24 protein-coding genes are annotated in these 23,093 nt (G+C 62.8%); 15 read left to right on the plus strand and 9 right to left on the minus strand.

Annotation, left to right across the window (positions count from 1 at the left end; genetic code table 11):
* Positions 1 to 82: 82 nt before the first annotated feature.
* Positions 83 to 469, minus strand: a complete 387-nt coding sequence (locus JQ600_RS32875) for a GNAT family N-acetyltransferase (protein ID WP_212262916.1) — start codon at positions 467 to 469, stop codon at positions 83 to 85.
* A 247-nt stretch (positions 470 to 716) separates the two neighbouring features.
* Here JQ600_RS32875 and JQ600_RS32880 point away from each other — a divergent pair, with 247 nt between their 5' ends.
* On the plus strand, positions 717 to 1,115 hold the full coding sequence (locus JQ600_RS32880) for a PaaI family thioesterase (RefSeq protein ID WP_249136208.1): 399 nt from the start codon (positions 717 to 719) through the stop codon (positions 1,113 to 1,115).
* A 41-nt stretch (positions 1,116 to 1,156) separates the two neighbouring features.
* Here the strand turns inward: JQ600_RS32880 and JQ600_RS32885 are convergent, their stop codons facing one another.
* Complete coding sequence (locus JQ600_RS32885; protein WP_212389142.1) at positions 1,157 to 1,981, minus strand: dienelactone hydrolase family protein; 825 nt, start codon at positions 1,979 to 1,981, stop codon at positions 1,157 to 1,159.
* Between the two features lie 46 nt (positions 1,982 to 2,027).
* A complete protein-coding gene (locus tag JQ600_RS32890; RefSeq protein WP_212036908.1) occupies positions 2,028 to 2,912 on the minus strand; it encodes an amidohydrolase family protein in 885 nt (294 codons plus the stop codon).
* 108 nt (positions 2,913 to 3,020) lie between these two features.
* On the opposite strand from JQ600_RS32890, the gene JQ600_RS32895 reads away from it, so the two are divergent.
* Together JQ600_RS32895 and JQ600_RS32900 are read left to right on the plus strand one after the other, a co-directional pair.
* A complete protein-coding gene (locus tag JQ600_RS32895) occupies positions 3,021 to 3,497 on the plus strand; it encodes a MaoC family dehydratase (RefSeq protein WP_212389141.1) in 477 nt (158 codons plus the stop codon).
* 23 nt (positions 3,498 to 3,520) lie between these two features.
* Positions 3,521 to 3,955: a MaoC family dehydratase gene (locus tag JQ600_RS32900; protein WP_212389140.1), complete on the plus strand. Its 435-nt coding sequence runs from the start codon at positions 3,521 to 3,523 to the stop codon at positions 3,953 to 3,955.
* A 262-nt stretch (positions 3,956 to 4,217) separates the two neighbouring features.
* On the opposite strand, the gene JQ600_RS32905 is transcribed toward JQ600_RS32900, so the two are convergent.
* Positions 4,218 to 4,763, minus strand: coding sequence for a MarR family winged helix-turn-helix transcriptional regulator (locus JQ600_RS32905; protein WP_249136209.1), 546 nt, complete (start codon positions 4,761 to 4,763; stop codon positions 4,218 to 4,220).
* 88 nt (positions 4,764 to 4,851) lie between these two features.
* Between JQ600_RS32905 and JQ600_RS32910 the strand changes: the two genes are divergently transcribed.
* Together JQ600_RS32910 and JQ600_RS32915 are read left to right on the plus strand one after the other, a co-directional pair.
* The gene (locus JQ600_RS32910) at positions 4,852 to 5,799 is read left to right on the plus strand and encodes an alpha/beta fold hydrolase (RefSeq protein ID WP_212389139.1); all 948 of its coding nucleotides are present in this window, start codon (positions 4,852 to 4,854) and stop codon (positions 5,797 to 5,799) included.
* Positions 5,800 to 5,854: 55 nt separating this feature from the next.
* Positions 5,855 to 7,069, plus strand: a complete 1,215-nt coding sequence (locus tag JQ600_RS32915) for an ABC transporter substrate-binding protein (RefSeq protein WP_212389138.1) — start codon at positions 5,855 to 5,857, stop codon at positions 7,067 to 7,069.
* Between the two features lie 82 nt (positions 7,070 to 7,151).
* Here the strand turns inward: JQ600_RS32915 and JQ600_RS32920 are convergent, their stop codons facing one another.
* On the minus strand, positions 7,152 to 8,180 hold the full coding sequence (locus tag JQ600_RS32920; protein ID WP_212389137.1) for an acyl-CoA desaturase: 1,029 nt from the start codon (positions 8,178 to 8,180) through the stop codon (positions 7,152 to 7,154).
* A 333-nt stretch (positions 8,181 to 8,513) separates the two neighbouring features.
* On the opposite strand from JQ600_RS32920, the gene ykgO reads away from it, so the two are divergent.
* The 3 genes from ykgO to JQ600_RS32935 all read left to right on the plus strand — a co-directional run bounded on the left by ykgO (position 8,514) and on the right by JQ600_RS32935 (position 9,776).
* The gene (gene ykgO / locus JQ600_RS32925; RefSeq protein WP_002718645.1) at positions 8,514 to 8,639 is read left to right on the plus strand and encodes a type B 50S ribosomal protein L36; all 126 of its coding nucleotides are present in this window, start codon (positions 8,514 to 8,516) and stop codon (positions 8,637 to 8,639) included.
* Between the two features lie 92 nt (positions 8,640 to 8,731).
* A complete protein-coding gene (locus JQ600_RS32930) occupies positions 8,732 to 9,391 on the plus strand; it encodes a tetratricopeptide repeat protein (protein ID WP_212262910.1) in 660 nt (219 codons plus the stop codon).
* A gap of 109 nt (positions 9,392 to 9,500) precedes the next feature.
* Complete coding sequence (locus tag JQ600_RS32935) at positions 9,501 to 9,776, plus strand: hypothetical protein (RefSeq protein WP_212389136.1); 276 nt, start codon at positions 9,501 to 9,503, stop codon at positions 9,774 to 9,776.
* Between the two features lie 89 nt (positions 9,777 to 9,865).
* Here JQ600_RS32935 and JQ600_RS32940 read toward each other — a convergent pair whose 3' ends face one another.
* The gene (locus tag JQ600_RS32940) at positions 9,866 to 10,045 is read right to left on the minus strand and encodes a hypothetical protein (protein ID WP_212389135.1); all 180 of its coding nucleotides are present in this window, start codon (positions 10,043 to 10,045) and stop codon (positions 9,866 to 9,868) included.
* 265 nt (positions 10,046 to 10,310) lie between these two features.
* Here JQ600_RS32940 and JQ600_RS32945 point away from each other — a divergent pair, with 265 nt between their 5' ends.
* Positions 10,311 to 11,273: an alpha/beta fold hydrolase gene (locus JQ600_RS32945; protein ID WP_212389134.1), complete on the plus strand. Its 963-nt coding sequence runs from the start codon at positions 10,311 to 10,313 to the stop codon at positions 11,271 to 11,273.
* 142 nt (positions 11,274 to 11,415) lie between these two features.
* Here JQ600_RS32945 and JQ600_RS32950 read toward each other — a convergent pair whose 3' ends face one another.
* Positions 11,416 to 11,808, minus strand: coding sequence for a c-type cytochrome (locus JQ600_RS32950; RefSeq protein ID WP_192738960.1), 393 nt, complete (start codon positions 11,806 to 11,808; stop codon positions 11,416 to 11,418).
* Positions 11,809 to 12,036: 228 nt separating this feature from the next.
* Between JQ600_RS32950 and JQ600_RS32955 the strand changes: the two genes are divergently transcribed.
* From JQ600_RS32955 to glcF, 3 genes are all read left to right on the plus strand, one after another.
* On the plus strand, positions 12,037 to 13,530 hold the full coding sequence (locus JQ600_RS32955; protein WP_212262906.1) for an FAD-linked oxidase C-terminal domain-containing protein: 1,494 nt from the start codon (positions 12,037 to 12,039) through the stop codon (positions 13,528 to 13,530).
* 149 nt (positions 13,531 to 13,679) lie between these two features.
* A complete protein-coding gene (locus JQ600_RS32960) occupies positions 13,680 to 14,918 on the plus strand; it encodes an FAD-binding protein (protein ID WP_212389133.1) in 1,239 nt (412 codons plus the stop codon).
* Positions 14,915 to 16,261 (plus strand): glycolate oxidase subunit GlcF, encoded by a 1,347-nt coding sequence (gene glcF / locus JQ600_RS32965; RefSeq protein WP_212389132.1) that lies wholly within the window; start codon positions 14,915 to 14,917, stop codon positions 16,259 to 16,261. Before JQ600_RS32960 ends, glcF begins: the two co-directional genes overlap by 4 nt.
* On the opposite strand, the gene JQ600_RS32970 is transcribed toward glcF, so the two are convergent.
* A complete protein-coding gene (locus tag JQ600_RS32970) occupies positions 16,258 to 16,716 on the minus strand; it encodes a hypothetical protein (protein ID WP_212389131.1) in 459 nt (152 codons plus the stop codon). The genes glcF and JQ600_RS32970 overlap by 4 nt on opposite strands.
* A 420-nt stretch (positions 16,717 to 17,136) precedes the next feature.
* Between JQ600_RS32970 and JQ600_RS32975 the strand changes: the two genes are divergently transcribed.
* Positions 17,137 to 18,150, plus strand: a complete 1,014-nt coding sequence (locus tag JQ600_RS32975; RefSeq protein WP_212389130.1) for a TorF family putative porin — start codon at positions 17,137 to 17,139, stop codon at positions 18,148 to 18,150.
* A gap of 84 nt (positions 18,151 to 18,234) precedes the next feature.
* Positions 18,235 to 18,744, plus strand: a complete 510-nt coding sequence (locus tag JQ600_RS32980) for an HPP family protein (RefSeq protein WP_212262901.1) — start codon at positions 18,235 to 18,237, stop codon at positions 18,742 to 18,744.
* A gap of 13 nt (positions 18,745 to 18,757) precedes the next feature.
* Here the strand turns inward: JQ600_RS32980 and JQ600_RS32985 are convergent, their stop codons facing one another.
* The gene (locus JQ600_RS32985; protein ID WP_212389129.1) at positions 18,758 to 20,509 is read right to left on the minus strand and encodes an ABC transporter ATP-binding protein/permease; all 1,752 of its coding nucleotides are present in this window, start codon (positions 20,507 to 20,509) and stop codon (positions 18,758 to 18,760) included.
* 303 nt (positions 20,510 to 20,812) lie between these two features.
* Between JQ600_RS32985 and JQ600_RS32990 the strand changes: the two genes are divergently transcribed.
* On the plus strand, positions 20,813 to 22,477 hold the full coding sequence (locus JQ600_RS32990; protein WP_212490310.1) for an L-lactate permease: 1,665 nt from the start codon (positions 20,813 to 20,815) through the stop codon (positions 22,475 to 22,477).
* Positions 22,478 to 23,093: the final 616 nt, after the last annotated feature.

Below are 23,093 nucleotides of genomic sequence, written 5' to 3' on the forward strand. Positions count from 1 at the left end.
AATTGCGTGCTGGGTTGTATAGATCGCGGCGCCAGAACTAGCCAGCCCACGAGCGACGCGCGTTTTCACCGGTGCCATGCGCTCACGGCAGGTCGAAGGCCATGATGGTGCGCGCCCTGCCGAGATACTCGACTTCCTCGATCGGTCGCCATCCGCGCGAGGCGTAGTAGTTGGGTAGCGTGCCCGACGTGTAGAGATGGAGGCGACGAAAGCCGAGCTCCGCGGCATGATCGATCACGGCGTCTATCAGGGCGCCTCCGACACCGCCGCCACGTTCCGCGTCGACGACGAATAGCTGTGCCAGCCAGGGCGAGAGCTCAGGTCGGATCGTCATTTCGCTGGCCAGAAAATTGACCGATCCGAGCAGCGCCGCGCCGCGCCTCGCGACCAGAACAGTAGGAAGCCCGGCCGAATGGGTGCTGGTACGAAGGAAGCGCTCGTATTCCCTTATCGATTCGAAGCCGGTCAATGGACCCCATAACTCGAATTGGAGTTTGGCGATCGACGCCGCAGGACTCGATTCTTCAGCAAGGCGTTTGATTTCGAACGAGGGCCTGTTCATGGTGCGGCGAGCGTTTCAGGAAAGCGTCAAACCGTCAAACTGGAAATGCGCTGCCTGGCTCATCTCTCTCTGCGTCGGTTACGACCGAGAAACATTGTGTGAGATGACGGACCAGATGTTCTCGTGTCATTGATCGTCATGATGGAGGGGTCGCTTGAGCGATGCGATAACAAACGTGCCGCCCGGCGCTCTGCTATTGGGACGCGAGTGGCTGGGGTTCGATGACGCCGGCGAGACAGCTTCGATCCGGTTCTTGGCGCAGCCATCCTTCACCAACAGGCACGGTACGATTCAGGGCGGCTTCCTGGCTGCCATGCTGGATTCAGCGACCGGGCTACGTGCCCTGGCTGCGCTCACCTCAAGCCAGACCGCGATTACCCGCAGTCTGGATACGCGGTTTCTCAAGCCCGCAAATGTCGGGCCTATTGTCGCCAGGGCAAAGGTCGTGGAGCGCACGGACCGGGAAATCGTCGTGGAAGCCGCGCTGGTCGATGCGCAGGGCGTGACGGTTGCCGAGGCCACGGCACGGCTGCGCGTGGTAGACAAGAAATAGCTGCCTCGGTTTGGACACGACGGCTTTGATATTCACGTGACTTACTCTCTCCTGCCAATCGTTGCGTCGAGAAATTCGCGGAGGGCGACGACCGATTGGTCTGTTGCAATCTGGTTGAATTCGAGATGGCGCCCCGAAAGCTCGGCCGGTGTCGTGACGTTGGGTGCGTCGAAGCCGTGATAGGCGTCGGGATAGACGATGAGTTTGATCGGCGCGCCCTGATCCTTCTGTCTTGATATGCCCCAGGCGTCCCGGCCGTCTACCATTTTGCGGCACTCTTCGGCAGGGGTCACGTCATCGCGCTCGCCGATCAAAATCAGCGTCGGCACCGTCATGCCGCCTTTGAAATGACGGCACGGCGGATAGAACGCGATGGCCGCATGAAACTTGTTTGGCGATGCCTGTTCCAGGAAGCCGTGTTCGACAGACGTGAGAGCCACCCGACCGCCATTCGCAAAACCCAGCACCGCAATACGCGCAGGATCGACCAGGGGATGGCGCGCCAGAAACTTCAGGGCCCGATAGGCATCCAGGATCAGATCCTGCGGGGGATGTTCGCCGCAGGTCTTCAGGCCGCGCGGGCCCAAGCTATCCACGGTGAGCGTCACATAGCCCCAGGATGCGATCCGCTTGCCCCAACGCTGGTCCAGCCGTCCCCAATTTCCATTGCAGCTATGCAGCAACACGACGGCGGGCGAGGGGCCCGCGCTGTTTGTTTGCCGCAGATAACCCTGCAGCGGATGCGGACTGGCAAGCGGGCTCTCGATCTCGACGGCAATCGGCGGCGATTCAGCCGCGGGGCATTGAACGATGCCTGCCGTCGAGATCGCGGCGACGAGGACAGCGATTTTGGCAAGTTGGGTCACTGGACACCATCTTGTTCAACCGTCCGCCAACGACCGGACGCCGCTATTATATACCCAAAATCTTCCGTGCGTTGGCCTTCAGGACCTTGGGCCGGATCTCGTCGCGGATGTCGAGCTTGGCAAAATCCGCCAGCCAGCGGTCCGGCGTGATCACTGGCCAGTCCGAGCCGAACAGCATCTTGTCCTGCAGGATGGAGTTGATGTAGCGCACCAGGATCGGTGGGAAATATTTCGGCGACCAGCCGGAGAGGTCGATATAGACGTTCGGCTTGTGGGTCGCCACCGACAGCGCTTCTTCCTGCCAGGGGAACGACGGGTGGGCGAGGATGATCTTCAGGTCGGGGAAGTCAGCCGCGACGTCGTCCATGTACATCGGGTTGGAATATTTCAGCCGCATGCCCATGCCGCCGGGCATGCCGCTGCCGACGCCGGTCTGGCCGGTGTGGAACAGCGCGATGGCGCCGCCCTCGTTGATCGCCTCATAGAGCGGGTAGGCCATGCGGTCGTTGGCATAGAAGCCCTGCATGGTGGGGTGGAATTTGAAGCCGCGGACGCCGTATTCCTCGATCAGCTTGCGCGCCTCGCGCACGCCGAGCTTGCCCTTGTGGGGATCGATGCTGACGAAGGGGATCAGGACGTCGAGATGGTCGGAGGCGACTTCCAGCATCTCGTAATTGTTGTAGCGGCGGAAGCCGGTCTCGCGTTCGGCGTCGACCGGGAAGATCACGGCCGCGATTTTCTTGGAACGGTAATAGGCTGCGGTTTCCGGCACCGTCGGTGGGTGCTTGTGCGGCGACTTGAAATAGTCGGCCATCTGCGCCTGGAAATCGTCATAGCCGTCGTCGCCATGCATGCCGCAGGGCTCTTCGGCGTGGGTGTGGATGTCGATTGCCACGACGTCGTCGATATTGGGCAATGTGAGCTTGGCCATTTGGGGTTCCCCGCGGCTTGATTTTTCGGTCTGGAAAATTGATTATACTATATAACAAATTCCGCAAGGCGGCAGAATCAAAGATCGCGGAAAAACAGGGAGGGTGGCATGGCGCAGGCGGAAGCCTTCGAGACCGATTTCTGGAAAGACGCCAATTTGCGCAAGGCCTGGGACGACATCGTGCCCGGCGCGCCGCGCAAGACCATCCCCTACACGCTGACCAAGGAAACGATCGAACTGTACTGCAGATCGGTCGGCGAGGATCACCCGATCTATTTCGACGAGGCCTATGCGAAAACCACCCGCTATGGTGGCCTGATCGCGCCGCCCTCGATCCACATCCTGCTGATGTTCTCGTGCACGCCGGCGGATGACTGGATGCGCTCGCCCGGCACCGTCAATGCCGGGCAATCCTGGAGCTACAACATTCCGGCGCGGCCGAACGACGTCATCACATTACAGGCCCGCGCGCTCGACAAATCCATCAAGCGCGAGCGGCTGTTCGTGGTGCACGACAACGTCTTCTTCAACCAGCATGGCGACGTGATCTGTTCCGGCCGCGGCTGGACCATCCGGCCCGAATAAGATTCAAGGCGAGGAGAGGGATCATGACGACCAGCTTTGAAAACCTGAATGCCGGCGACAGCATCGACGGGCCGAAATTCGCGGTGTCGCGCGAATCGATCCGCCTGTTCTGCGATGCCTCGCTCGACTACAACCCGCTGCATCTCGACGACGACTACATGAAGGGCAATTTCGGCAAGACCAATTTCGGCGGCATCATCATGCACGGCATGAACAATTTCGGGCTGATTTCCCGAATGATTACCGACTGGGCCTATCCGGCGGGCGCCATCCACCGGCGGCTGGAAACGCGATGGGTCAAGCCGGTGAAGCCCGGCGACACCATCCAGCCGACGGGGGTCATCAAATCGAAGCAGGTGACCAAGAACTCACGCTGGGTGCTGATCGACGTCATGGTGCGCAACCAGACGGGCGAGAAGGTCGCGACCGGGGAAGCGATGGTCGAGTTTCCGCACTAAAGCGTGGTGACTATTGATTGAATCAGTTAGCCGCGAGTTCGCTTCACCTCTCCCGCTTGCGGGGGTCGAGACGAGCGAAGCTCGCTCTTAGGTCGGCGCGCGAAGCGCGACGGGTGGGGGTCTCTCCACTTGGAACGCGTCGTGTGGATAGACCCCCACCCCAGCCCTCCCCCGCAAGCGGGAGAGGGAGCGCAGACCCTTCGCGGCTGCTATTCGACCTAATCTCATCCGGCTTTAGGATGCACTGCACCGGTGCGCCACCTTACAATTCACCGGGCGCCGCCCAGAGCGGCACATGACCGGCGAGCTTGTCGAGCAGGCGTTCGAACGCCTTGCGCTCCGGCTGAGTCAGGCACGCAAGCATCGTATGCTCGCGCTCGCGCAACGCCGGTATGTACTGCGCATAGAGCGCGCGGCCGGCCGGTGTGATGAACAGAATTTGGCGCCGGTTGTCGGTGCTGTCGGCTTCGCGGCGCAACAGCTTTTTCTTCTCGAGCGCGATGATCCCGCGGCTGATATTCGCCTTGAGGTGGCCGGTATATTCGCAGATGTCGCTCGCGGTCACGCCCTCGCGAAAATTCAGGAAGATCAGTGTGACGATCTCGGGACGGGTCAGGCCGAACTCCATTTCGATCTTCCGGAATGAAGGCTCGCGGTAGAAGTTCAGCACGTAACCCATCTTGTAGGCGATCTTGATCTCGGTGCCGCCGAGGACCTCGGCGATCTCGCCGGCCGCACCCTGACGCGCGGTGCGGGCCGGTGCGGCCTTCGGTCTAGATAGTCTTATATGTGACTTTTTTAGTCTCATCTGTGACTTTCGCCTTGCATCAGAATCGGTGCCACCTTAGCATTGCCGGATAACAAGAAAGATCAATGCGAGCGACAGGGAGGGTGGCATGGACGCCGTGCCGGCCCAGCGAGAATTCATGCCTGGGTCATGGGACAATGCGCCGTCTGCATTCTATGCGGGAACTGCAGCTCATCCTATCTATGTCGATCACGTCCGTCCGGCGCACCGTGTGCCCGGCAAGCCGCCTGTCGTCATGGTGCATGGGGGCGGCCATACCGGCGCCTGCTATCTGGCGACGCCGGACTTTCGGCCGGGCTGGGCGCCGCGCTTCGCCGCCGCGGGTCGCAGCGTCTTCGTGCCTGACTGGCCGGGCCACGGCCGCTCGCCCATGGGGCCGGACTTTGCAAGGCTTGGCACGCAAGACGTCGCAAGTGCGCTGCTCGGACTTCTGGAGCGGGTCGGGCCCGCTGTGCTGCTGGTGCATTCGGCCAGCGGACCGATGGCGTGGTGGATTGTGGAGCAGCGCCCCGATCTGGTGGCGGCGGTCGTCGCCATCGCGCCGGGACCGCCCGCGAACCTGCTCGCAGACCTGCCCGACGATCCAGCTGCCATTCTGAAGCTGCGCGACGACGCGCGCGCGGGCTGCCCGGTCTATTCCGGGGAGGAGAGCCCGGTGTGGTTCGGCGCCGAATTCGCCGCCGCCTATTGGGCCAACGCGCCGCGCTTTCCGCGCCAGGCCTTCGAGAACTACCGCCGTTCGATCGTCCCGGAGAGCGCGCGCATCCTCAACGAGCGATTCAACATCGGCGGACGCGGCTTGAGGATCAGCGATCCTTCCAGTCTGAAAGGGCATGGGATTCTGATCGTGACCGGCGATCACGACGCGCGCCATCCCCGCGAAGTGGACGAAGCGACCGCCAGCTATCTCGGCGCGGAGTTCGTATGGCTGCCGGAGCGCGGCATCCGCGGCAACGGTCACATGATGATGATCGAGGACAACAGCGACGACCTCGCCGCGATGGTCCTCGGCTGGCTCGACGCCAATAATTGCTGACGCAAGACCATCAGAAAAAGACCACCAGAAAACGCATACGGGAAGGAAATCCAAGATGAGGCTGAATGCACTCGGCGTTGCACTCCTGGCCGCATTGTTGCCGGCCGCGGTACAGGCCCAGATCAGCGGCGATGTCGTCAAGCTCGGCGTTCTCACCGATCTTGCCGGCGTGACGGCCGATATCACCGGCAAGGGGTCGGTTGCCGCCGCCGAGATGGCGGTCGAGGAAATCGGCGGCACCGTGGTCGGCAAGCCCGTGCAGGTGATCTCGGCGGATCACCAGCACAAGGCCGACATCGGCCTCTCGATCGCGCGACGCTGGTTTGACGTGGAGGGCGTCGATGCGATCGTCGACGTGCCGAACTCGGGCGTCGCGCTCGCGGTGCAGAATGCGGCGCGCGAGAAGAAGCGGATCGCGCTTTATTCCGGCGCCGGCACCACGGCGCTCACCAACGAGCAGTGCTCGCCTTACGGATTCCACTGGACCTACGACACCTACGCCGTGTCGCACGGGACCGCCTCGGCGGTCGTGAAGGCGGGCGGAACGTCCTGGTTTATCCTCGCCTCGGACTATGCATTCGGTCACCAGCTCCAGGCCGATGCGACCAAAGTGATCGAAGCCGCCGGCGGCAAGGTCGTGGGCGCCCTGCGCCATCCACTCAACACGGCGGATTTTTCCTCCTTTCTGCTTCGCGCGCAGTCCTCCGGCGCGAAGGTCATCGGCATCGCCAACGCGGGCAATGACACCACCAACACGATGAAGCAGGCCGGAGAGTTCGGACTTGTGCAGGGCGGTCAGAACCTCGCCGCGCTGATCTTCTTCCTTCAGGACGTCCATGCCCTCGGCTTGAAGGCGACACAGGGCACGTATCTGACCACCGCCTCCTATTGGGACGCGAATGAAGCGACGCGCAGCTGGTCGAAGGCGTTCATGGCACGGACCGGGATGATGCCCTCGATGCTGCATGCCGGAGTCTACGGTGCGGTTCGCCACTATCTCAAGGCGGTCGCCAAGGCCGGCACCGACGATGCCGATAAGGTCGCCGCGGAGATGCGCAAGATTCCGGTCGAGGACGTCTTCTCGGAGAACGCGCAGATCCGCGACGATGGCCGCGTCACACGCACGATGTATCTGGCGCGGGTCAAGAAGCCCGAGGAATCCCGCTACCCTTGGGACTACCTCGAGATCGTTCGCTCGATTCCGCCCGAGGAGACCGTGTGGCCGCTGTCCGAGAGCAAGTGCGCCTTGGTCAAGAACGCGCCCCGCTGAAGCCTTCACGTTCGTCCGCGCGAGGGCCCCATCCTCCTTTGCATGGGGTTGTTTTCGCGATTTTGTGTCCGGGCCCCTAACCCTATTCGTTCGGGACGCCCGTCGACCCGCGCGTCGTCAGCTTGCTCCCGGCAGGCTGCTTTGCCAGATGCGCGCTCGGCGGCACGACGGCGGTGGCAAGGCCCAGCCACGCCAGAAAACGGATGGTGAGCCAGGTATTGTCCATCTCCCACCAGCGATGACCATGGCGCGCCGAGCGCGGGTCGGCGTGATGGTTGTTGTGCCAGCCTTCGCCGTTCGAGATCAGGCCGACGATCATGTTGTTGCGGCTGTCCTCATCGGTCTCATAGTTCCGGTAGCCCCAGACATGTGTCACCGAATTGACGGCCCAGGTGATGTGCCAGACCAGCACGGTGCGGACGAAGACGCCGAACAGGAGAATGCTGAGGCCGGTCTGCGTTGCGTCGGCCGGCGTTGCGCCAAACAGCCAGGCCACGGCGAATCCGGCGGCGAAGAACAGCGGCATTTGAATGAGATTGATCCAGATCAGCCAGTTATGGCGTTCCAGCGCGACATAGAAGCGATCGCGCAAAATGTCCTTGGCGTAGCGTTCGTAGATCCCGAGCCGCGACAGCTCCGGCTGATGCACCAGGATCCAGCCGATATGGGCCCAGAAGAAACTTGCCAGCGGGCTGTGCGGGTCCGGCTGCTGGTCGGCGAATTGATGATGCCGGCGGTGGATCGCGACCCAGCGCGCCGGCGTTTCCTGCAAGCAGGACATCGCGATGACCACCATACTGTGCTCCAGCCATTTCGGGCATTTCAGGCCGCGATGGGTGAGCAGCCGGTGGTAGCAAAGGTTGATGCCGAACAGCCCGCACAGATGCGTGCCCACGATCGCGACGATCAGGCCGCTCCAGCTGAAATAGCCCGGCATCAACGCCAGCAGCGCCAGGGCGTGGTAGGCGCCGATCCCCAGAATGTAGGGCCAGTTGAGCTGATACGGCAGCACGCCGGCCGGCAGCAGCAGCCTGGCGCTTGGGGGCTGGTTAATCGGGGCGTCAGGGGTCAGTACCGCAGTTTTGATGGTCGGCCGGGGAGCGGTCGTCATAAGGAGGTCAGTTCCATTCTGCCGGAAGGCGTCGTCGGTGACGCAAGGGAGCGATTCCTCTTATACGGGTTCGCCCTGGCACCGGGGCCCAAAATCTGGGGCTAATTGACGCTGAATTCTTGAGAAAAATGGCTGGAGAATCAGCTGACTAGCGGCCCCCCGAGGCAGATGGGCCGGATTTCGCGGGGTTGATTGACATTCTCCCCTGCGATGGCTTAGAAACCGCCCCGTCCCGGGCGGTATGGCCGCTGGCGGGAAAAATCTCATTTTGCCACTTTCGGGTAGCGCAGGTTCGGCCTCCATCACGGCCTTTCAACGCATCAGGATTGTCCCATGAAGGTCCGTAACTCGCTGAAATCGTTGCGCGGTCGCCATCGCAACAACCGTCTGGTCCGCCGCAAGGGCCGGGTCTATGTGATCAACAAGGTGCAGCGCCGCTTCAAGGCCCGTCAGGGCTGAGGTCGGCTTTTCGCCCGCGATTCCGTCCCGCTTCACAGGTCTTTGACGACGTGCTGCTTTGCAGCGCGTTTTTGTGCGTCTAGACTTGCCCCATGGCTTTGAGATTCCTGCAACCCCGCACCTGCCGGATCGCGATCCTTGTCGCCGCTGTCATGACAGCCGTGCCGGTGATGGCGTTTGCTCAGAACGATCCCCGGATCATCCCGCCACCCAAGCAACAGAAGAAGCTGCCGGAAGCGCCGAGCAAACTGCCGAAGGTCGGCGCCGATCGGACGCGCGGTCTGGATTTCCTGTTCGGCGCGCTGAAGGCTGCGCCGGATGAGGCCAGCGCCAAGCATGTCGAGGCGCGGATTTGGGCGCTGTGGATGCAGACCCCGAGCGATACCGCGGCGCTGTTGATGGTGCGCGCCAAGGCGGCCATGGACGCGCAGAAGGCCGACGTCGCACTCAAGCTGCTGGACGCCGTGGTCAAGCTGCGACCCGATTATGTCGAGGCCTGGAACCGGCGGGCGACGCTTTACTATCTGAAGAACGATTACGCCCATTCGCTTGAGGACATCCGGCAGGTGCTGGTCCGCGAACCGCGCCATTTCGGGGCGCTGGCCGGGCTCGGCATGATCATGCAGGACCTCGGCGAGGAAAAGCGCGCGCTGGAAGCGTTCCGCAAGGCGCTCGCGGTCAACCCGTACCTCGAAAAGGTGCCGGAACTGGTCAAGACGCTGACCGAAAAGGTCGAGGGCCGCGATATCTGATTCAATCAGAATCGCTGTGCTCCGTTGTGGTTAACCCTGTTTCCGGACAGGCCGGAACGTTTCCCGCCAACGCATTATTATCGGCCGTCAGCTTGTCAGGAGCGAAGCCATGAAATCATTGCTGCTGGCCGGCGCGGTGATGGTCACTGCCGGCACGAGCGCTTTCGGCGCAGACTATTGGGTGGTCGGCGACCGCGCCTCCAACAAATGCGAGATCGTCACCAGCAATCCAGTGATCAACGCGCAGGTCGGCGGAAATATCTGGTTCGGCAGCGGGCCTTATCGATCGCTCGACGATGCCAAACTCGCACGCACGACCCTCAGCGCTTGCCCGAAGGTAGAGCAGCCTTCCTCCGATGCGGGGGATGAGGACAAGTCGGACTAAACAAGTCTGACCAAATCAGGCTGAAGCGTTTACAAGCCTAGCATGCCCTCGGACTTGATCCGGGGGTGGATACCGGTTCGCGCAAAATCCTAATGCAGCACGTTGCTGCCGCGCGCCATGCCGTCAAGGCCCGCCGCCGCGTAGAACTGCGCCAACTCCGCTTCCAGCTGTTCATTGACCAGCAGCAGCGCCTTCAGCGCGCCGCGAATGTCGCCGTTGCAGGTCGCAACGATCTGGTCGATGGCCGCTTCGCTTGCGTCGGAAATCATGGGTAGTCCTCCGATTGTACCGTGGAACAATTTGTGGTCTTCGCCTGCGTTCCTGTGGATTTTGGGTACAAGTTTCAGGTGTCGGCCACACCTTGATCAAACACGTCGAGACATGGCGAAAGTGTTAGCGTGACTGTATAAAAAGCCCAGTGACGGCAGTATGACCCCGCTATCCACAGGGCTGGGCGGACTGTGGAGAACTCCCGAAACCCGCACCCATTCCGGCCGTATCTCGTTGGTGCCAAAGATCATTCGGATATTTTCAATGGTGGTAGCGATTGTCGTGGCTGCGCTGGCGATCCTGGCGTTGGTCACGCAGGGTGGGGTGTGGCTGACGCAGCGGGCCCATCCCGCCCAGGGCAGGATGGTCGAGGTTGCCGGCGCGACCCTTCATATTGTCGATATCGGCCCGCGCGATCCGGCCAGCCCTCCGATCGTGATGCTGCATGGCGCCAGTTCAAATCTCGAGGTGATGCGGCAGCCGGTGGGTGAGCGGCTTGCGAAAAGCCATCGGGTGATCCTGATCGATCGTCCGGGTCACGGCTGGAGCACGCGCGCCAATCTTGAGGACTCAACGCCCGAAATTCAGGGACGGATGATTGACGAGGCGCTGGCCAGGCTCGGCATCGGGCGTTCGATCTTGGTGGTGCATTCCTGGGCGGGCGCGCTCGGCGCGCGCATGGCGCTGGATTATCCGGAGCGCGTCGCCGGCATGGTGATGTTGGCACCGGTGGCCTATCCGTGGCCGGGCGGCGTCGGACGCTACAACAGGATCGTCGCGACGCCGGTGATCGGCCCGTTGCTGGCCTATACGATTACGCTGCCGCTCGGCAAACTCCTGATCAGTTCCGGCGTCCGCGGCGTGTTTTCGCCGCAAGCGGTCCCGGACGAATATGTCGAAAACACCGCAAGCTCGCTGCTGCTGCGCCCGCGCGAGTTTCTCGCCAATGCGCGCGATCTGGTGACGCTGAAGGCGGCCGTCGCCGAGCAGTCGCCACGCTATGCCAGTATTAAAGCGCCGATCACGATCATATCAGGCGATATCGACAAGACGGTGTCGACCAACATCCATTCGCGGCCGCTGGCGGCTACTGCGCCGGGCGTCAAATTAATCGTGCTGCCCGGCCTCGGTCACATGGTGCAGAACGCGGTGCCTGATCTCGTGATCTCCGAGATCGAAGCGATGATAGGCAGAATGGCGCAGAACACGGCCGCCGCAGCGAACTAAAGCGTTTGGGAGCGAGCATGCCCTGGACCTGATCCGGGGGCGGATAGCGGGTTGCGTCTAGAAAACGCGTCAAACCAGAGGCGGGAGCTTCGGCTCTGTTTGAATGAGAACCGAAGCTCTGGAATGGCGATATTGGCAGCCGTTACTTGGTCTTGCCGTCCTTGTCGTATTGCACAAGGAACGCCCAGAGGTCGTTGGCCTCTTTCTCGTTCTTGATGCCGGCGAACACCATTTTGGTGCCGGGAATCTTCGCCTTCGGCTCCTTGATGTATTCGAGGAACACATCCTTGCCCCAGGTAATGCCGGAATTCTTGTTGGCCTCCGAATAGGAGTAGCCTGCCGTGGTGCCGGACTTGCGGCCGTCGAGCCCGTTCAACTCCGGCCCGACCTTGTTCTTGGCGCCTTCGCCGATCGCATGGCAGGCCATGCATTTGTTGAACGAGGATTTGCCGGCGGTGACGTCCTGCGCCAGCGCGCCCGACACGGCCATCAATGAGGTGACAACAACCAGCGTACCCAAGATCGGTGTTTTCATGTGGTGCTCTTCGTCTCTTTCCCTAGAGGTCGATTGCTTTTGGCAGGCTCGTTCCGATTGGACAAGCCACGAAACTTTGACAGGTTCCGGCATCGCAGGCTTGCCCGAGAGCGAACTCACGGTTTTGGGGGAAGGCAATCCGACATTGGTGTGGCCTACCCAAATGCGCCCAGACGTGCTTGATTTACCGCGACAAATCGATAACGCGCTAGGCCCTGGAGGAAACGCATGGCCATTATGATGCCGGCTTCCGATCAGGCCGTTCTGGATCGCCGCGACGCCATTGTGGCCGCCTTGCGGGGGATCGTGCCGGGTGAGGGCGTGATCGACAGCGCAGCCGAAATGCTGCCTTACGAGTCCGACGGCCTGATGGCCTATCGGCAGCCGCCGATGGTCGTGGTGTTGCCCGACACGACGGAGCAGGTCTCCAAAGTCCTGAAATATTGCTTCGAGCAGGGCATCAAGGTGGTGCCGCGCGGCTCCGGCACCTCGCTGTCCGGCGGCGCGCTGCCGCTGGCCGATGGCGTGCTGCTGGGCCTTGGCAAATTCAAGCGGATCCGCGAGATCGATTTCGACAACCGCGTGGTGGTGACCGAACCCGGCGTGACCAATCTCGCCATCAGCCAGGCGGTGGCGCATGCCGGGTTCTATTACGCGCCCGATCCCTCATCGCAGATCGCCTGTTCGATCGGCGGCAATGTCGCGGAAAATTCCGGCGGCGTGCACTGCCTGAAATACGGCATGACCACCAACAACGTGCTGGGCTGCGAAATCGTGCTGATGTCAGGGGAAATCCTGCGCATCGGCGGCAAGTCGGCCGAGAACGCAGGCTACGACCTGATGGGGATCATCACCGGCTCCGAGGGCCTGCTTGGCGTCATCACCGAGATCACGGTGCGGATCCTGCAGAAGCCGGAAACCGCCCGCGCGCTGATGGTCGGCTTCGCCGAGGTCGAGGCCGCCGGCGAATGCGTGGCCCGCATCATCGGCGCCGGCATCATCCCGGGCGGCATGGAGATGATGGACAAACCGGCGATCCACGCCGCCGAAGCCTTCGTCCATGCCGGCTACCCGCTCGATGTCGAGGCGCTCTTGATCATCGAACTCGATGGTCCCGGCGTCGAAGTCGATGAACTGATCGGCCGCGTCGAGGCCATCGCCAAAGGCTGCGGCTCCACCACGTTGCAGATTTCCACGTCTGAAGCCGAGCGCAACCTGTTCTGGGCCGGCCGCAAGGCGGCGTTTCCGGCCGTGGGCCGGATTTCCCCTGATTATCTCTGCATGGACGGCACCATTCCGCGCGGCGCGCTGCCCAAGGCGCTGGCGCGCATCCGCGACCTCTCGGCCAAATACGACCTGCGCGTCGCCAATGTGTTTCATGCCGGCGACGGCAATCTGCATCCTTTGATCCTCTACGATGCCAACCAGCCCGGCGAGATGGAGCGGGCCGAGGCGTTCGGCGCCGATATCCTGCGCTGCTGCGTCGAACTCGGCGGTGTGCTCACCGGCGAGCACGGCGTCGGCATCGAAAAACGCGACCTGATGCCGGAAATGTTCAGCGAGATCGACCTCAACCAGCAGCAGCGGCTGAAATGCGCGTTCGACGCCCAGGGCCTGCTCAATCCGGGCAAGGTGTTTCCGACCCTGCATCGCTGCGCCGAGCTCGGCCGCGTGCACGTGCACGGAGGCCGGCTGGCGTTTCCCGAATTGCCGCGGTTTTGAAGAATGAGGCTCACCCATTTTTCGGTCGTCATACCCCGTGCAGGCGGGGTATCCAGTATTCCGCGCCGTCAGTGCATGGCCGCGGTGCTTGCGATTACTGGATCGTCCGCCTTCGCGGACGATGACAACAAGAAGCAGATGTTGGCACCGTGGACACTTTGAAAGTACGTGACGCCAAGGACGTCGAGCAGGTGGTGCGGGCGGCGATCGCCAGCGAGCAGCCGCTGGAGATCATCGGCCATGGCTCCCGGCGCCTGGCCGGCCAGCCGATGGCGACCAATGCCCTGCTTGAGCTGTCGGCGCTGAACGCAGTCACCGCCTATGAGCCGAACGAGCTGATCATCACGGTCCAGGCAGGGGCGCCGCTTGCCGATGTGCTGTCGCTGATCGACAGCAAGAACCAGCAATTCGCGTTCGAACCGATGGACACCTCGGCGCTGCTCGGTGTCTCCGGCTCCGGCACCATCGGCGGCATGATCGGCGCAGGCCTTGCCGGCCCGCGCCGCATCAGGGCCGGCGGCGCCCGCGACCACCTCTTGGGGGCGCATGCGGTGTCCGGCTTCGGCGACAGTTTCAAAACCGGCGGGCGGGTGGTGAAGAACGTCACCGGTTACGATCTCTGCAAATTGCTGGCGGGGTCGTGGGGCACGCTGGCGGTCATGACCGAAGTGACGTTGAAGGTGATGCCGAAACCCGAAAGCGAACGCACGCTGGTGCTGCGCGGGCTCGACGATGTCACCGCCAACCGGGCGATGACGGCGGCACTGGGCTCGCCCTACGACGTGTCGGGTGCGGCGCATCTGCCGTATCAGGCGTTCCGGCCCGCGGCCGGCGCCTTGGCCGGGCTCGGAGCGCCGGGGCAGGCGACGACCCTGCTGCGGCTCGAAGGCATCGCGGCTTCCGCCGCCGACCGCGCCAGCTCGCTCGGCAAGGCGCTGGCGCCGTTCGGCGCCGTGGAGGTCCTGCAAGACGCTGTTTCGGCCGCGATCTGGAGTTCGATCCGCGATGTCCTGCCGTTTGCCGCCCAAGGTGCGCTGGGGGCGTGGCCGGTGTGGCGGATCGTGTGTCCGCCGGCTTCCGGCGGCGCGCTCGGGCAGCAGCTTTCGCGCGACACCGGCGGCGACGTGATCTACGATTGGGGCGGCGGCCTGATCTGGGCGGCGTTGCCGCCCAAGCCGGACGCGCAGGCGGCCCTGCTGCGTGCGCGCGTCGATGCCGCCGGCGGCCATGCGATGCTGGTCCGGGCGTCCGAACTGGTGCGGCGCAATGTCGACGTGTTCCATCCGCAATCCGGCGGCGTGGCTGCCTTGAGCGAGCGCGTCCGCCTGAGCTTCGATCCCAAGAACATCCTCAACCGGGGCCGCTTGCTGCGGGCGGTCGCGACATGAAAACCGAATTCTCACTCGCTCAACTGGCCGACCCTGACATCGCTGAAGCCGACAAGATCCTGCGCGCCTGCGTGCATTGCGGGTTCTGCACCGCGACCTGTCCGACTTACGTGCTGCTCGGCGACGAACTCGATAGCCCGCGTGGCCGGATCTATCTCATCAAGGAGATGCTGGAGAAGGGCCGCCCGCCGACCAAGGAGGTGGTCAAGCATATCGACCGCTGCCTGTCCTGCCTCGCCTGCATGACGACCTGCCCATCGGGCGTGAACTACATGCACCTGGTCGATCAGGCGCGGGTCAGGATCGAGCGGGATTATTCCAGGCCGCTGGGCGAGCGGGCCTTGCGCGCGGTGCTGGCCTTTGTGCTGCCGCGGCCGGGTCTGTTCCGCGCCAGCATGATCATGGCGCGGCTGGGCCGACCGTTCGCTGGCCTGTTGCCGACACCGAAGACCGCACCGCCGACACCCACCCTGCTGCGGCGGATCAAGGCGATGCTGGCGCTCGCGCCCGGCAGCCTGCCGGCGCCGGGACCTGCCGCCGGCAGCGTTTTCCCGGCCATTGGCGACAGGCGGGGGCGGGTCGCGCTGCTGCAGGGCTGTGCCCAGCAGGTGCTGGCGCCGCGCATCAACCAGGCCGCCATCAATCTCCTGACGCGCCACGGCATCGAGGTGGTGCTGGTTAGGGACGAACAATGCTGTGGCGCGCTCACTCATCACCTCGGGCAGGACGGCGACGCACTGGCGCGCGCCCGCGCCAACGTCACGGTCTGGCAAAGCGAAGCGGAACAAGGTGGCCTCGACGCCATCCTGGTGACGGCGTCGGGCTGCGGCACGGTCATCAAGGACTATGGTTTCATGCTGCGCGAGGACCGCGAATTCGCCGGCCCTGCTGCACGGATATCCGCGCTGACAAAGGATATCACCGAGTATCTCGCCGGCATCGATCTGCATCCATCGAGCCAGCAAGGCGACGTCACCATCGCCTATCACTCGGCTTGTTCGCTGCAGCACGGACAGAAAATCACGCACGCGCCGAAAGAATTGCTTTCCAAGAATGGATTCGTGGTGAAAGATGTACCCGAGAGCCATTTGTGTTGCGGTTCGGCGGGGACCTACAACATTCTCCAGCCTGACATTGCGAGCAGATTGCGCGATCGCAAGATCGCCAATATTGCGACAGTCAAACCGGACATGATCGCTGCGGGCAATATTGGGTGCATGGTGCAGATTGCCGGCGGTACGTCAGTTCCTGTGGTGCACACGATTGAGCTTCTCGATTGGGCGACAGGAGGTCCAAAACCTGAGTTGAAGGGGCCTGGACTGACAAGGCCGGCGTTGAACTAATCGATCGGCCGACTATTCGAGCGCTCGACTGACACGACCAGCGGCAACAGGAGGACCACGATGGCTAAAGCGAAGAAGAGCAAGAAAAGCAAGAAGGCTAAAAAGGCCAAGAAGGCGGTAGCGGCGAAGAAGAAATCCGCGAAGAAGTCGTCGAAGAAGGCCGCCAAGAAGTCGGCAAAGAAATCGGCCAAGAAGGCTTCGAAGAAGAGCGCAAAGAAATCCGCCAAGAAGGCAGCGCCCAAGAAGGCTGCCAAGAAAGCCGCGAAGAAATCCGCCAAGAAAGCTGTGGCGAAGAGCCCGGCGAAGAAAAAGAAAGCCGCCGCCAAGCCTGCCGCGTCCAAGCCGGCAGCCCCGGTGGCGGCTCCGGCGCCAGAGCCCGAAGCTGCGCCCGCTCCGAGCTGGGCAACGCCGAGTTCGGAGTCATCGACCCCGTCATGGGGCTCCGGCTCGTCCAATGGCGGCGATCAACACTAGGTTGAACGCGGACCGTCAAGGTTGATCTATCGGAAAGCCGCAGCGTCCACCGCTGCGGCTTTTCTCTTGAGGCCGGCTGATCAATTTCACTACGGGATTCCACGGAGGCTGTTGATTCGGCCGCAGTTCAGGCAAGCGGACAGCTGACCCCTTGTTTTGCCGGTTCCAGATGTCGCCTGCCGGACACGAAGACCGCCAAACTTGTTGTGGGAATGCAACACCCGCAGACAACATTTTCCGAAACAGGCAGAACGCCTAAAAAGGCGGCAGATGATTGTCTTTTTTGCTTCACGCCCATGACGGCAGGTCCCAGATTGCCGTTGAGTTTGGTTGCAGTCGGTTATCGCTCGCCCTGGGGGGCCACCGGAACGGGACTGTTCTAGAAGGTGATGGGGATCGTCATGAAGAAACTGGCTTTGTTAGCAACGGCGCTGGCAATGGTATCGGGTTCGGCTCTCGCGGCAGACTTGCGTGTCAAGGCTGTGAAGGCCCCGCCGCCTGTCGCGTTCGATCCCTGGGATATCGCCTTCGGCGCCGGCATCACCAACGATTACATCTTCCGCGGCATCACCCAGTCTAACCACAAGCCGTCGGTCAACGCCTATTTCGAGCCGCGCTACAACGTCACCAAGGACTTCCAGCTGTACGTCGGCCTGGGCGCTGCGAGCATCTCGTTCCCCAACCGTGCAGCCGCTGAAGTCGACGCCTACGGCGGTGCCCGCCTGACGGTCGGCGCCTTTGCCTTCGATGTCGGCGCCTGGGGCTACATCTATCCGGGTGGAACCTGCCAATACGGTGGCGGCGCTGTCGCCGATTTCGCCGGCGTTCCGCTCAGCCCCGAATGCCAGGCTAACACCCTGCTCAATCTCAACGTGCTCAAGAAGGACGTCAGCTTCTTCGAGGTCTACGGCAAGGTGAACTACACCTTCAACGACAACTTCTCGCTGGGTGGCACCGCCTATTATACGCCGAGCTTCCTCAACAGCGGCGCCGAAGGCACCTATGCTTCGATCGTCGGCAAGGCGATCGCGCCGAGCGCCTGGTTCGGCACCAGCGGCCTCGGCATGTACATGTCGGGTGAGTTCGGCCGCCAGTGGCTGGGCACGTCGGACTCGTTCTACGGAACCGCAGTATTCCCGAACGGCATCAACTACGCCGACTACAACACCTGGAATATCGGCATCGGCTTCACCTACAAGGTGTTCACGCTGGACTTCCGTTACTCCGACACCAACCTGTCGAAGGGCGATTGCAACGCTTTCACCAGCGACTTCACCGCTCGCGGCGAACTCAACGCCTTTACCGGAACCAACGTCACTGCGATCAATCCGTCCGGCGTGGGTTCGAACTGGTGCGGCGCAGCCGGCATCGTCAAGCTCTCGGCTGACCTGACCGCGCTGACCAACCTGAAGTAAGGCCTTTCTCTCGAAGACTTCCTTTCAAAGTCCTTTGGGGGCGGCAGAGCAATCTGCCGCCCCTTTGCTTTTGGGGCGGCTCCGATGAAATGGGATTGGCGGCGCACCGCGGGCGCGACCTCCCGCAACGATCACCGCAATGTTCTGGCGGGGATGGTCGCGGGCCTCGGCGGCGCGCTCGCGATCGGCGCCATGGAGTGGTTCTCGGTGGTCGCGCAATATCCGCTGGCGGTCATTCCGTTCGCGACCTCGATCGTGCTGGTGATCGGATCGCCGGACGCGGAGCCGGCGCAGCCGCGCGCGCTGATCGGCGGCCATGTCGTCAGCGCCCTGGTCGGCCTCGCCGTGCTGAAGTTGCTGGGTCCGCATGCCTGGGCCGCGGCCGCCGCGGTCGGCCTGTCCATTCTGGCGATGTATGTGACCGGTACTTTTCATCCGCCGGCGGGGATCAATCCGCTGCTGGTGGTTTCCGGCAATCTGCCCTGGACGTTTTTGTTCGTGCCGGTGCTGGCGGGCGCGGCGCTTCTGGCCGCGTTCGCGCTGGTCTGGCATCGCTGGATCCGCCGCCAGCCCTGGCCGCGGCGCTGGCTGTAGTCCGGGACGGCTATCAGGCTTGCGCCGGCTGGGCGCTGACCGCTTCCCGCAACGTGAACTGGTCGCCGTCGCGGACCATGGCGACGTGGCGCTGGTGGAAGGCCTCGAGCGTCGAGCGGTGGCCGATCGAGACGATGGTAGTTTGCGGCAGTTTCGAGCCAAGCAAATTGTACAGCGCGGCTTCCGAGGGCTCGTCGAGCGAGGCCGTCGCCTCGTCGAGGAATAGATATTGCGGCGCGTGCAACATCGCGCGCGCCAGCCCGAGGCGCTGCTGCTCGCCAAGCGAGAGCATCCGGTTCCAGTGCGATTCCTCCTCCAGCCGCCCGGCAAGCTTGGGCAGACCGACCAGGGTAAGCGCTTCCCTGACCCGATCGGCGCTGAAGGTTTCGTTTGCGCCGGGATAGGCGATCGCCCCATGCAGCGATCCGATCGGGAAGTAAGGCCGCTGCGGCAGCATCATGACAGACGCGCCGGCGGGGATGGCGATCGAGCCGCTGCCGAACGGCCAGATGCCGGCGATGGCCCGGAACAGGGTCGATTTGCCGGAGCCCGACGGGCCGGTGAGCAGCGTACGCTCGCCGCCGCGAAGGCTTAAGGCATCGGCCGAGACCAGCGCCGTGCCGTTGGGCAGACGCAGCGTGAGCTCGCGCAGGTCGATCGCTGTGCCGCCCTGGGATGCGACGACGTCGATCGATTCGCTCGATTTCTGCAGCGCCGTGGCGCTCGCGATGGCTGCTTCAAACCCGTCGAGACGGGCGACGATGGCGCGCCAGTCGGCCAGCGTGCGGTAGATCGTGACGAAGATCGACAGCGCCGACTGCACGCTGCCGAACGCGGACGCGGTCTGGGTCAGGCCGCCAAGCTGGACCTTCTTTTCGAAGAAGGCCGGCGCCACCAGGATGTAGGGAAAGATCACCGCGGCCTGCGAATAGCTCGCGGTGAACGTGGTCAGCCGCTTGGTCCGGCTCATGATGCCGTACCAGTTTTCGATCACATGGTGGAAGCGCGCCCAAAGCCCGAGGCGCTCCGCGCGCTCGCCTTGCAACAGCGCGATCTGCTCGGAGTTCTCCCGTGCCCGAACCAGGTTGAAGCGGAAGTCGGCCTCGAATTGCTGCTGCTTGAAATCAAGCCGCACCAAAGGTGAGCCGATCCATTGCGTCAGCGCCGTGCCGAGGATGGCGTAGATCAGCGCGCCCCAGACCAGGTAGCCCGGGATGGCGTACTCCTTGCCGAACAGGTGCAAGGGGGCGGCTGCCGACAGCCCCCACAGGATGATGACAAAGGAAAGCAGCGTCACCACCGAATTCAAAAGACTGAGCCCGATATCCAGCGTCCGCTCGACGAACAGCCTGACGTCATCGGCAATGCGCTGGTCCGGATTGTCGGCCGCGTCGCCCTGCAATTGCATGCGGTAGTGATTGGCGCCGTGCATCCATTCGCCGAGATAGTGCCGGGTCAGCCAGCGCCGCCAGCGAATCTGCAGCCATTGATTGAGGTAGAGCTGGTAGACGGCAAGCACGACGGCGCACGTCGCCAGCACGCAAAAGACGCCGATCTCCCTGACGAAGACGTCCCAATTGTATTCCTGCAGCGCGTTGAAGAAGCGATTCTGCCACTGGTTCACGAGGACGTCGATCGCGACCAGCGCCAGTTGGATCGTGATCACTGCAGCAAGCAGCGCGCGGCCGGCCCATTTGTCCTCGGAACGGAAATAGGGAGCGGCGATCCGCCATACGGTCGCGAGCGTCGAGCGGATGCTGTTCACAGATTGTCGTCTCCGGGAGGTGGCCTTAAAGGCCTGAAAGAACGGAAGAATCAGGGTTTTTGGACTAAAGTAGCAGATTTCGCAGCCTGCGGCGGCTTGTCGCAGCTACCGGGTTGACCCTAGCATGGCTGCCACGGCGAGGGGCGGGGGACCTCTGGACTTCGCGAGGTTGTGAGCGGGTTTCGGCGAACTGCCGAACCAGCAGTCGATCTCGCGGACGAGAGCAACGTTTCCGCAGGCGCCAGGCACGCCGGACCGTCCACACGGCCGGGTGCCCAATAATAAACCGGGGAGAATCCGAACATGTGGGATCAAGTCTATAATCCGCTGGGCAACGCGACCTTGTCGACGCCTGCCGCTGCCGTGCCGGTGGTCACGCTCCTGGTGCTGATCGCCAGCGGCAAGGTCAAGGCGCACATCGCGGCCATCATTGCGTTGATCGTCGCCAACATCGTCACCATTGCCATCTACCACATGCCCGCGGGCATGTCGGTCCGGGCATCGCTGCTCGGCGTGGTGGTCGGCTTCTTCCCGATTGGCTGGATCGTCCTCAATGTCATTTTCCTCTACCGCATTACGGTCGAGACCGGCCGCTTCGAATTGTTGAAGCGCGCCATCGGCGGGGTCACCAACGACCGTCGCCTGCAATTGCTCCTGATCGCGTTCGCCTTCGGCGCATTTTTCGAGGGCGCGTCCGGTTTCGGCACGCCGGTTGCGATCACAGGCGCGGTTCTGATCGGGCTCGGCTTCTCGCCGCTGGCGGCCTCCGGCCTGTCGCTGATCGCCAACACCGCGCCGGTTGCCTATGGCGCGCTGGGCACGCCGATCCAGGGGCTGGCCTCGGTCACCGGCCTCGATCCCTATATTCTCGGCGCGATGGTCGGCCGGCAATTGCCGCTGTTCTCGCTGATCGTGCCGTTCTGGGTGGTGTGGGCCTTTGCCGGCTGGAAAGGCATGAAGGACGTGTGGCCGGCTATCCTGGTCACCGGCGTCTCGTTCGCGATCCCGCAATTCGTGATCTCGAACTACATCAACCCCTGGATCGTCGACATCGGCGCTTCGCTGATTTCGATGGGATGCCTGATCCTGTTCCTGAAAGTGTGGCAGCCCAGGGAGCTTTGGTTGTCGCCCGCCTTGCGCGGCAAGGATGAATCGGCCGCAACCATGACGACGCCGAAGCCGATGGACAAGACGCCGCTCACGCAAAGCGAATTGTGGAGCGCGCTGCTGCCATGGATCATCGTCTGCGTGGTGATGCTGATCTGGGGCAATGGCGGATTCAAGACCTGGGCGAACGCCAGCTTCGTCTGGAAATATCAGGTAGCCGACCTGCACAATTTGATCAACAAGGTGCCGCCGGTCGCCGCCAAGCCGACACCGGAAGCCGCGCTGTTCGACTTCACCTATCTGTCGTTCACCGGCACCGGCATGCTGATCGCCGCGATCATTTCCGGTTTCCTGATGAGCTTCTCGCCGGCGAGGATGATTGCGGAATACGGCCGCACCATCAAACTGTGCGCGATCTCGCTGATCACGATCTCGGCGATGCTGGCGATCGGCACGCTGACGCGGCTGTCCGGCGTCGATGCCACGCTCGGTCTGGCCTTCGCGGCAACCGGCGTGCTCTATCCCTTCTTCGGCACCTTGCTCGGCTGGCTCGGCGTGGCGCTGACGGGATCGGACACCGCCTCCAACGTGCTGTTCGGCAATCTGCAAAAGATCACGTCCGAGCAGCTGGGCCTGTCGCCGATCCTGATGGCCGCCGCCAATTCCTCCGGCGGCGTCATGGGCAAGATGATCGACGCGCAATCGATCGTCGTCGCCTCGACGGCGACCAACTGGTACGGCCACGAAGGTTCGATCCTTCGTTATGTGTTCCTGCATTCGATCGTGCTGGCGTGTCTGGTCGGCGGGCTGGTGACACTGCAGGCTTACGTCTATCCGTTCACGTTGATGGTTCTGCAGTAGGGTGCAACTGAACGTACGGAGATGTCGTCCCGGCGAACGCCGGGACCCATACCGCGTGATCCCTCTGTGAAGCTCAGTAGCAGAGACCATTCGCAAAACTGCTTCCTGTGGTTATGGGTCCCCCGATGCGCAATTGCGCATCTGAGCCCAAGGCCGGGACGACGGCGGTGTTCGTTGTGCCACCATCATACAAAACGCACTTTCGCGATCTCGCGACGCGATGCGCCCGAGGTTTTCTGGAAACTTCCCGCCCTTTCATTGAGAGGGCGCAGGGAAGACCGGGTGCGCGCTGCACCCGCGGTCCCGTGTGCGGTTTGCACAAAACAAAGTGCACACGAGCATACAGGGCAGCGGAGAACACCCGGCCTTCCCTGCGCAATGGCTTTACGGCTTATGCCGTGATCTCCCCGGAGACGAGTTCTGGGTTGACTCCGTCGCTGCGGTTCAGCTCTCGCCTACCCGACAGCTTGACACCTGCAACGGGTGCCAGGACCACACGGTTTTGCCGTACGCTAATCCACGCCATCGTCGAGGCGTAAACCAGCGTCCACCGCAACCCGCCCAACGTCCGTGACGACGGCCGACGCCCTTCTGAGTAGGACGGGATGGCCAAACA

The sequence above is a fragment of the Bradyrhizobium sp. AUGA SZCCT0176 genome (assembly GCF_018130145.1).
GTDB lineage: Bacteria > Pseudomonadota > Alphaproteobacteria > Rhizobiales > Xanthobacteraceae > Bradyrhizobium.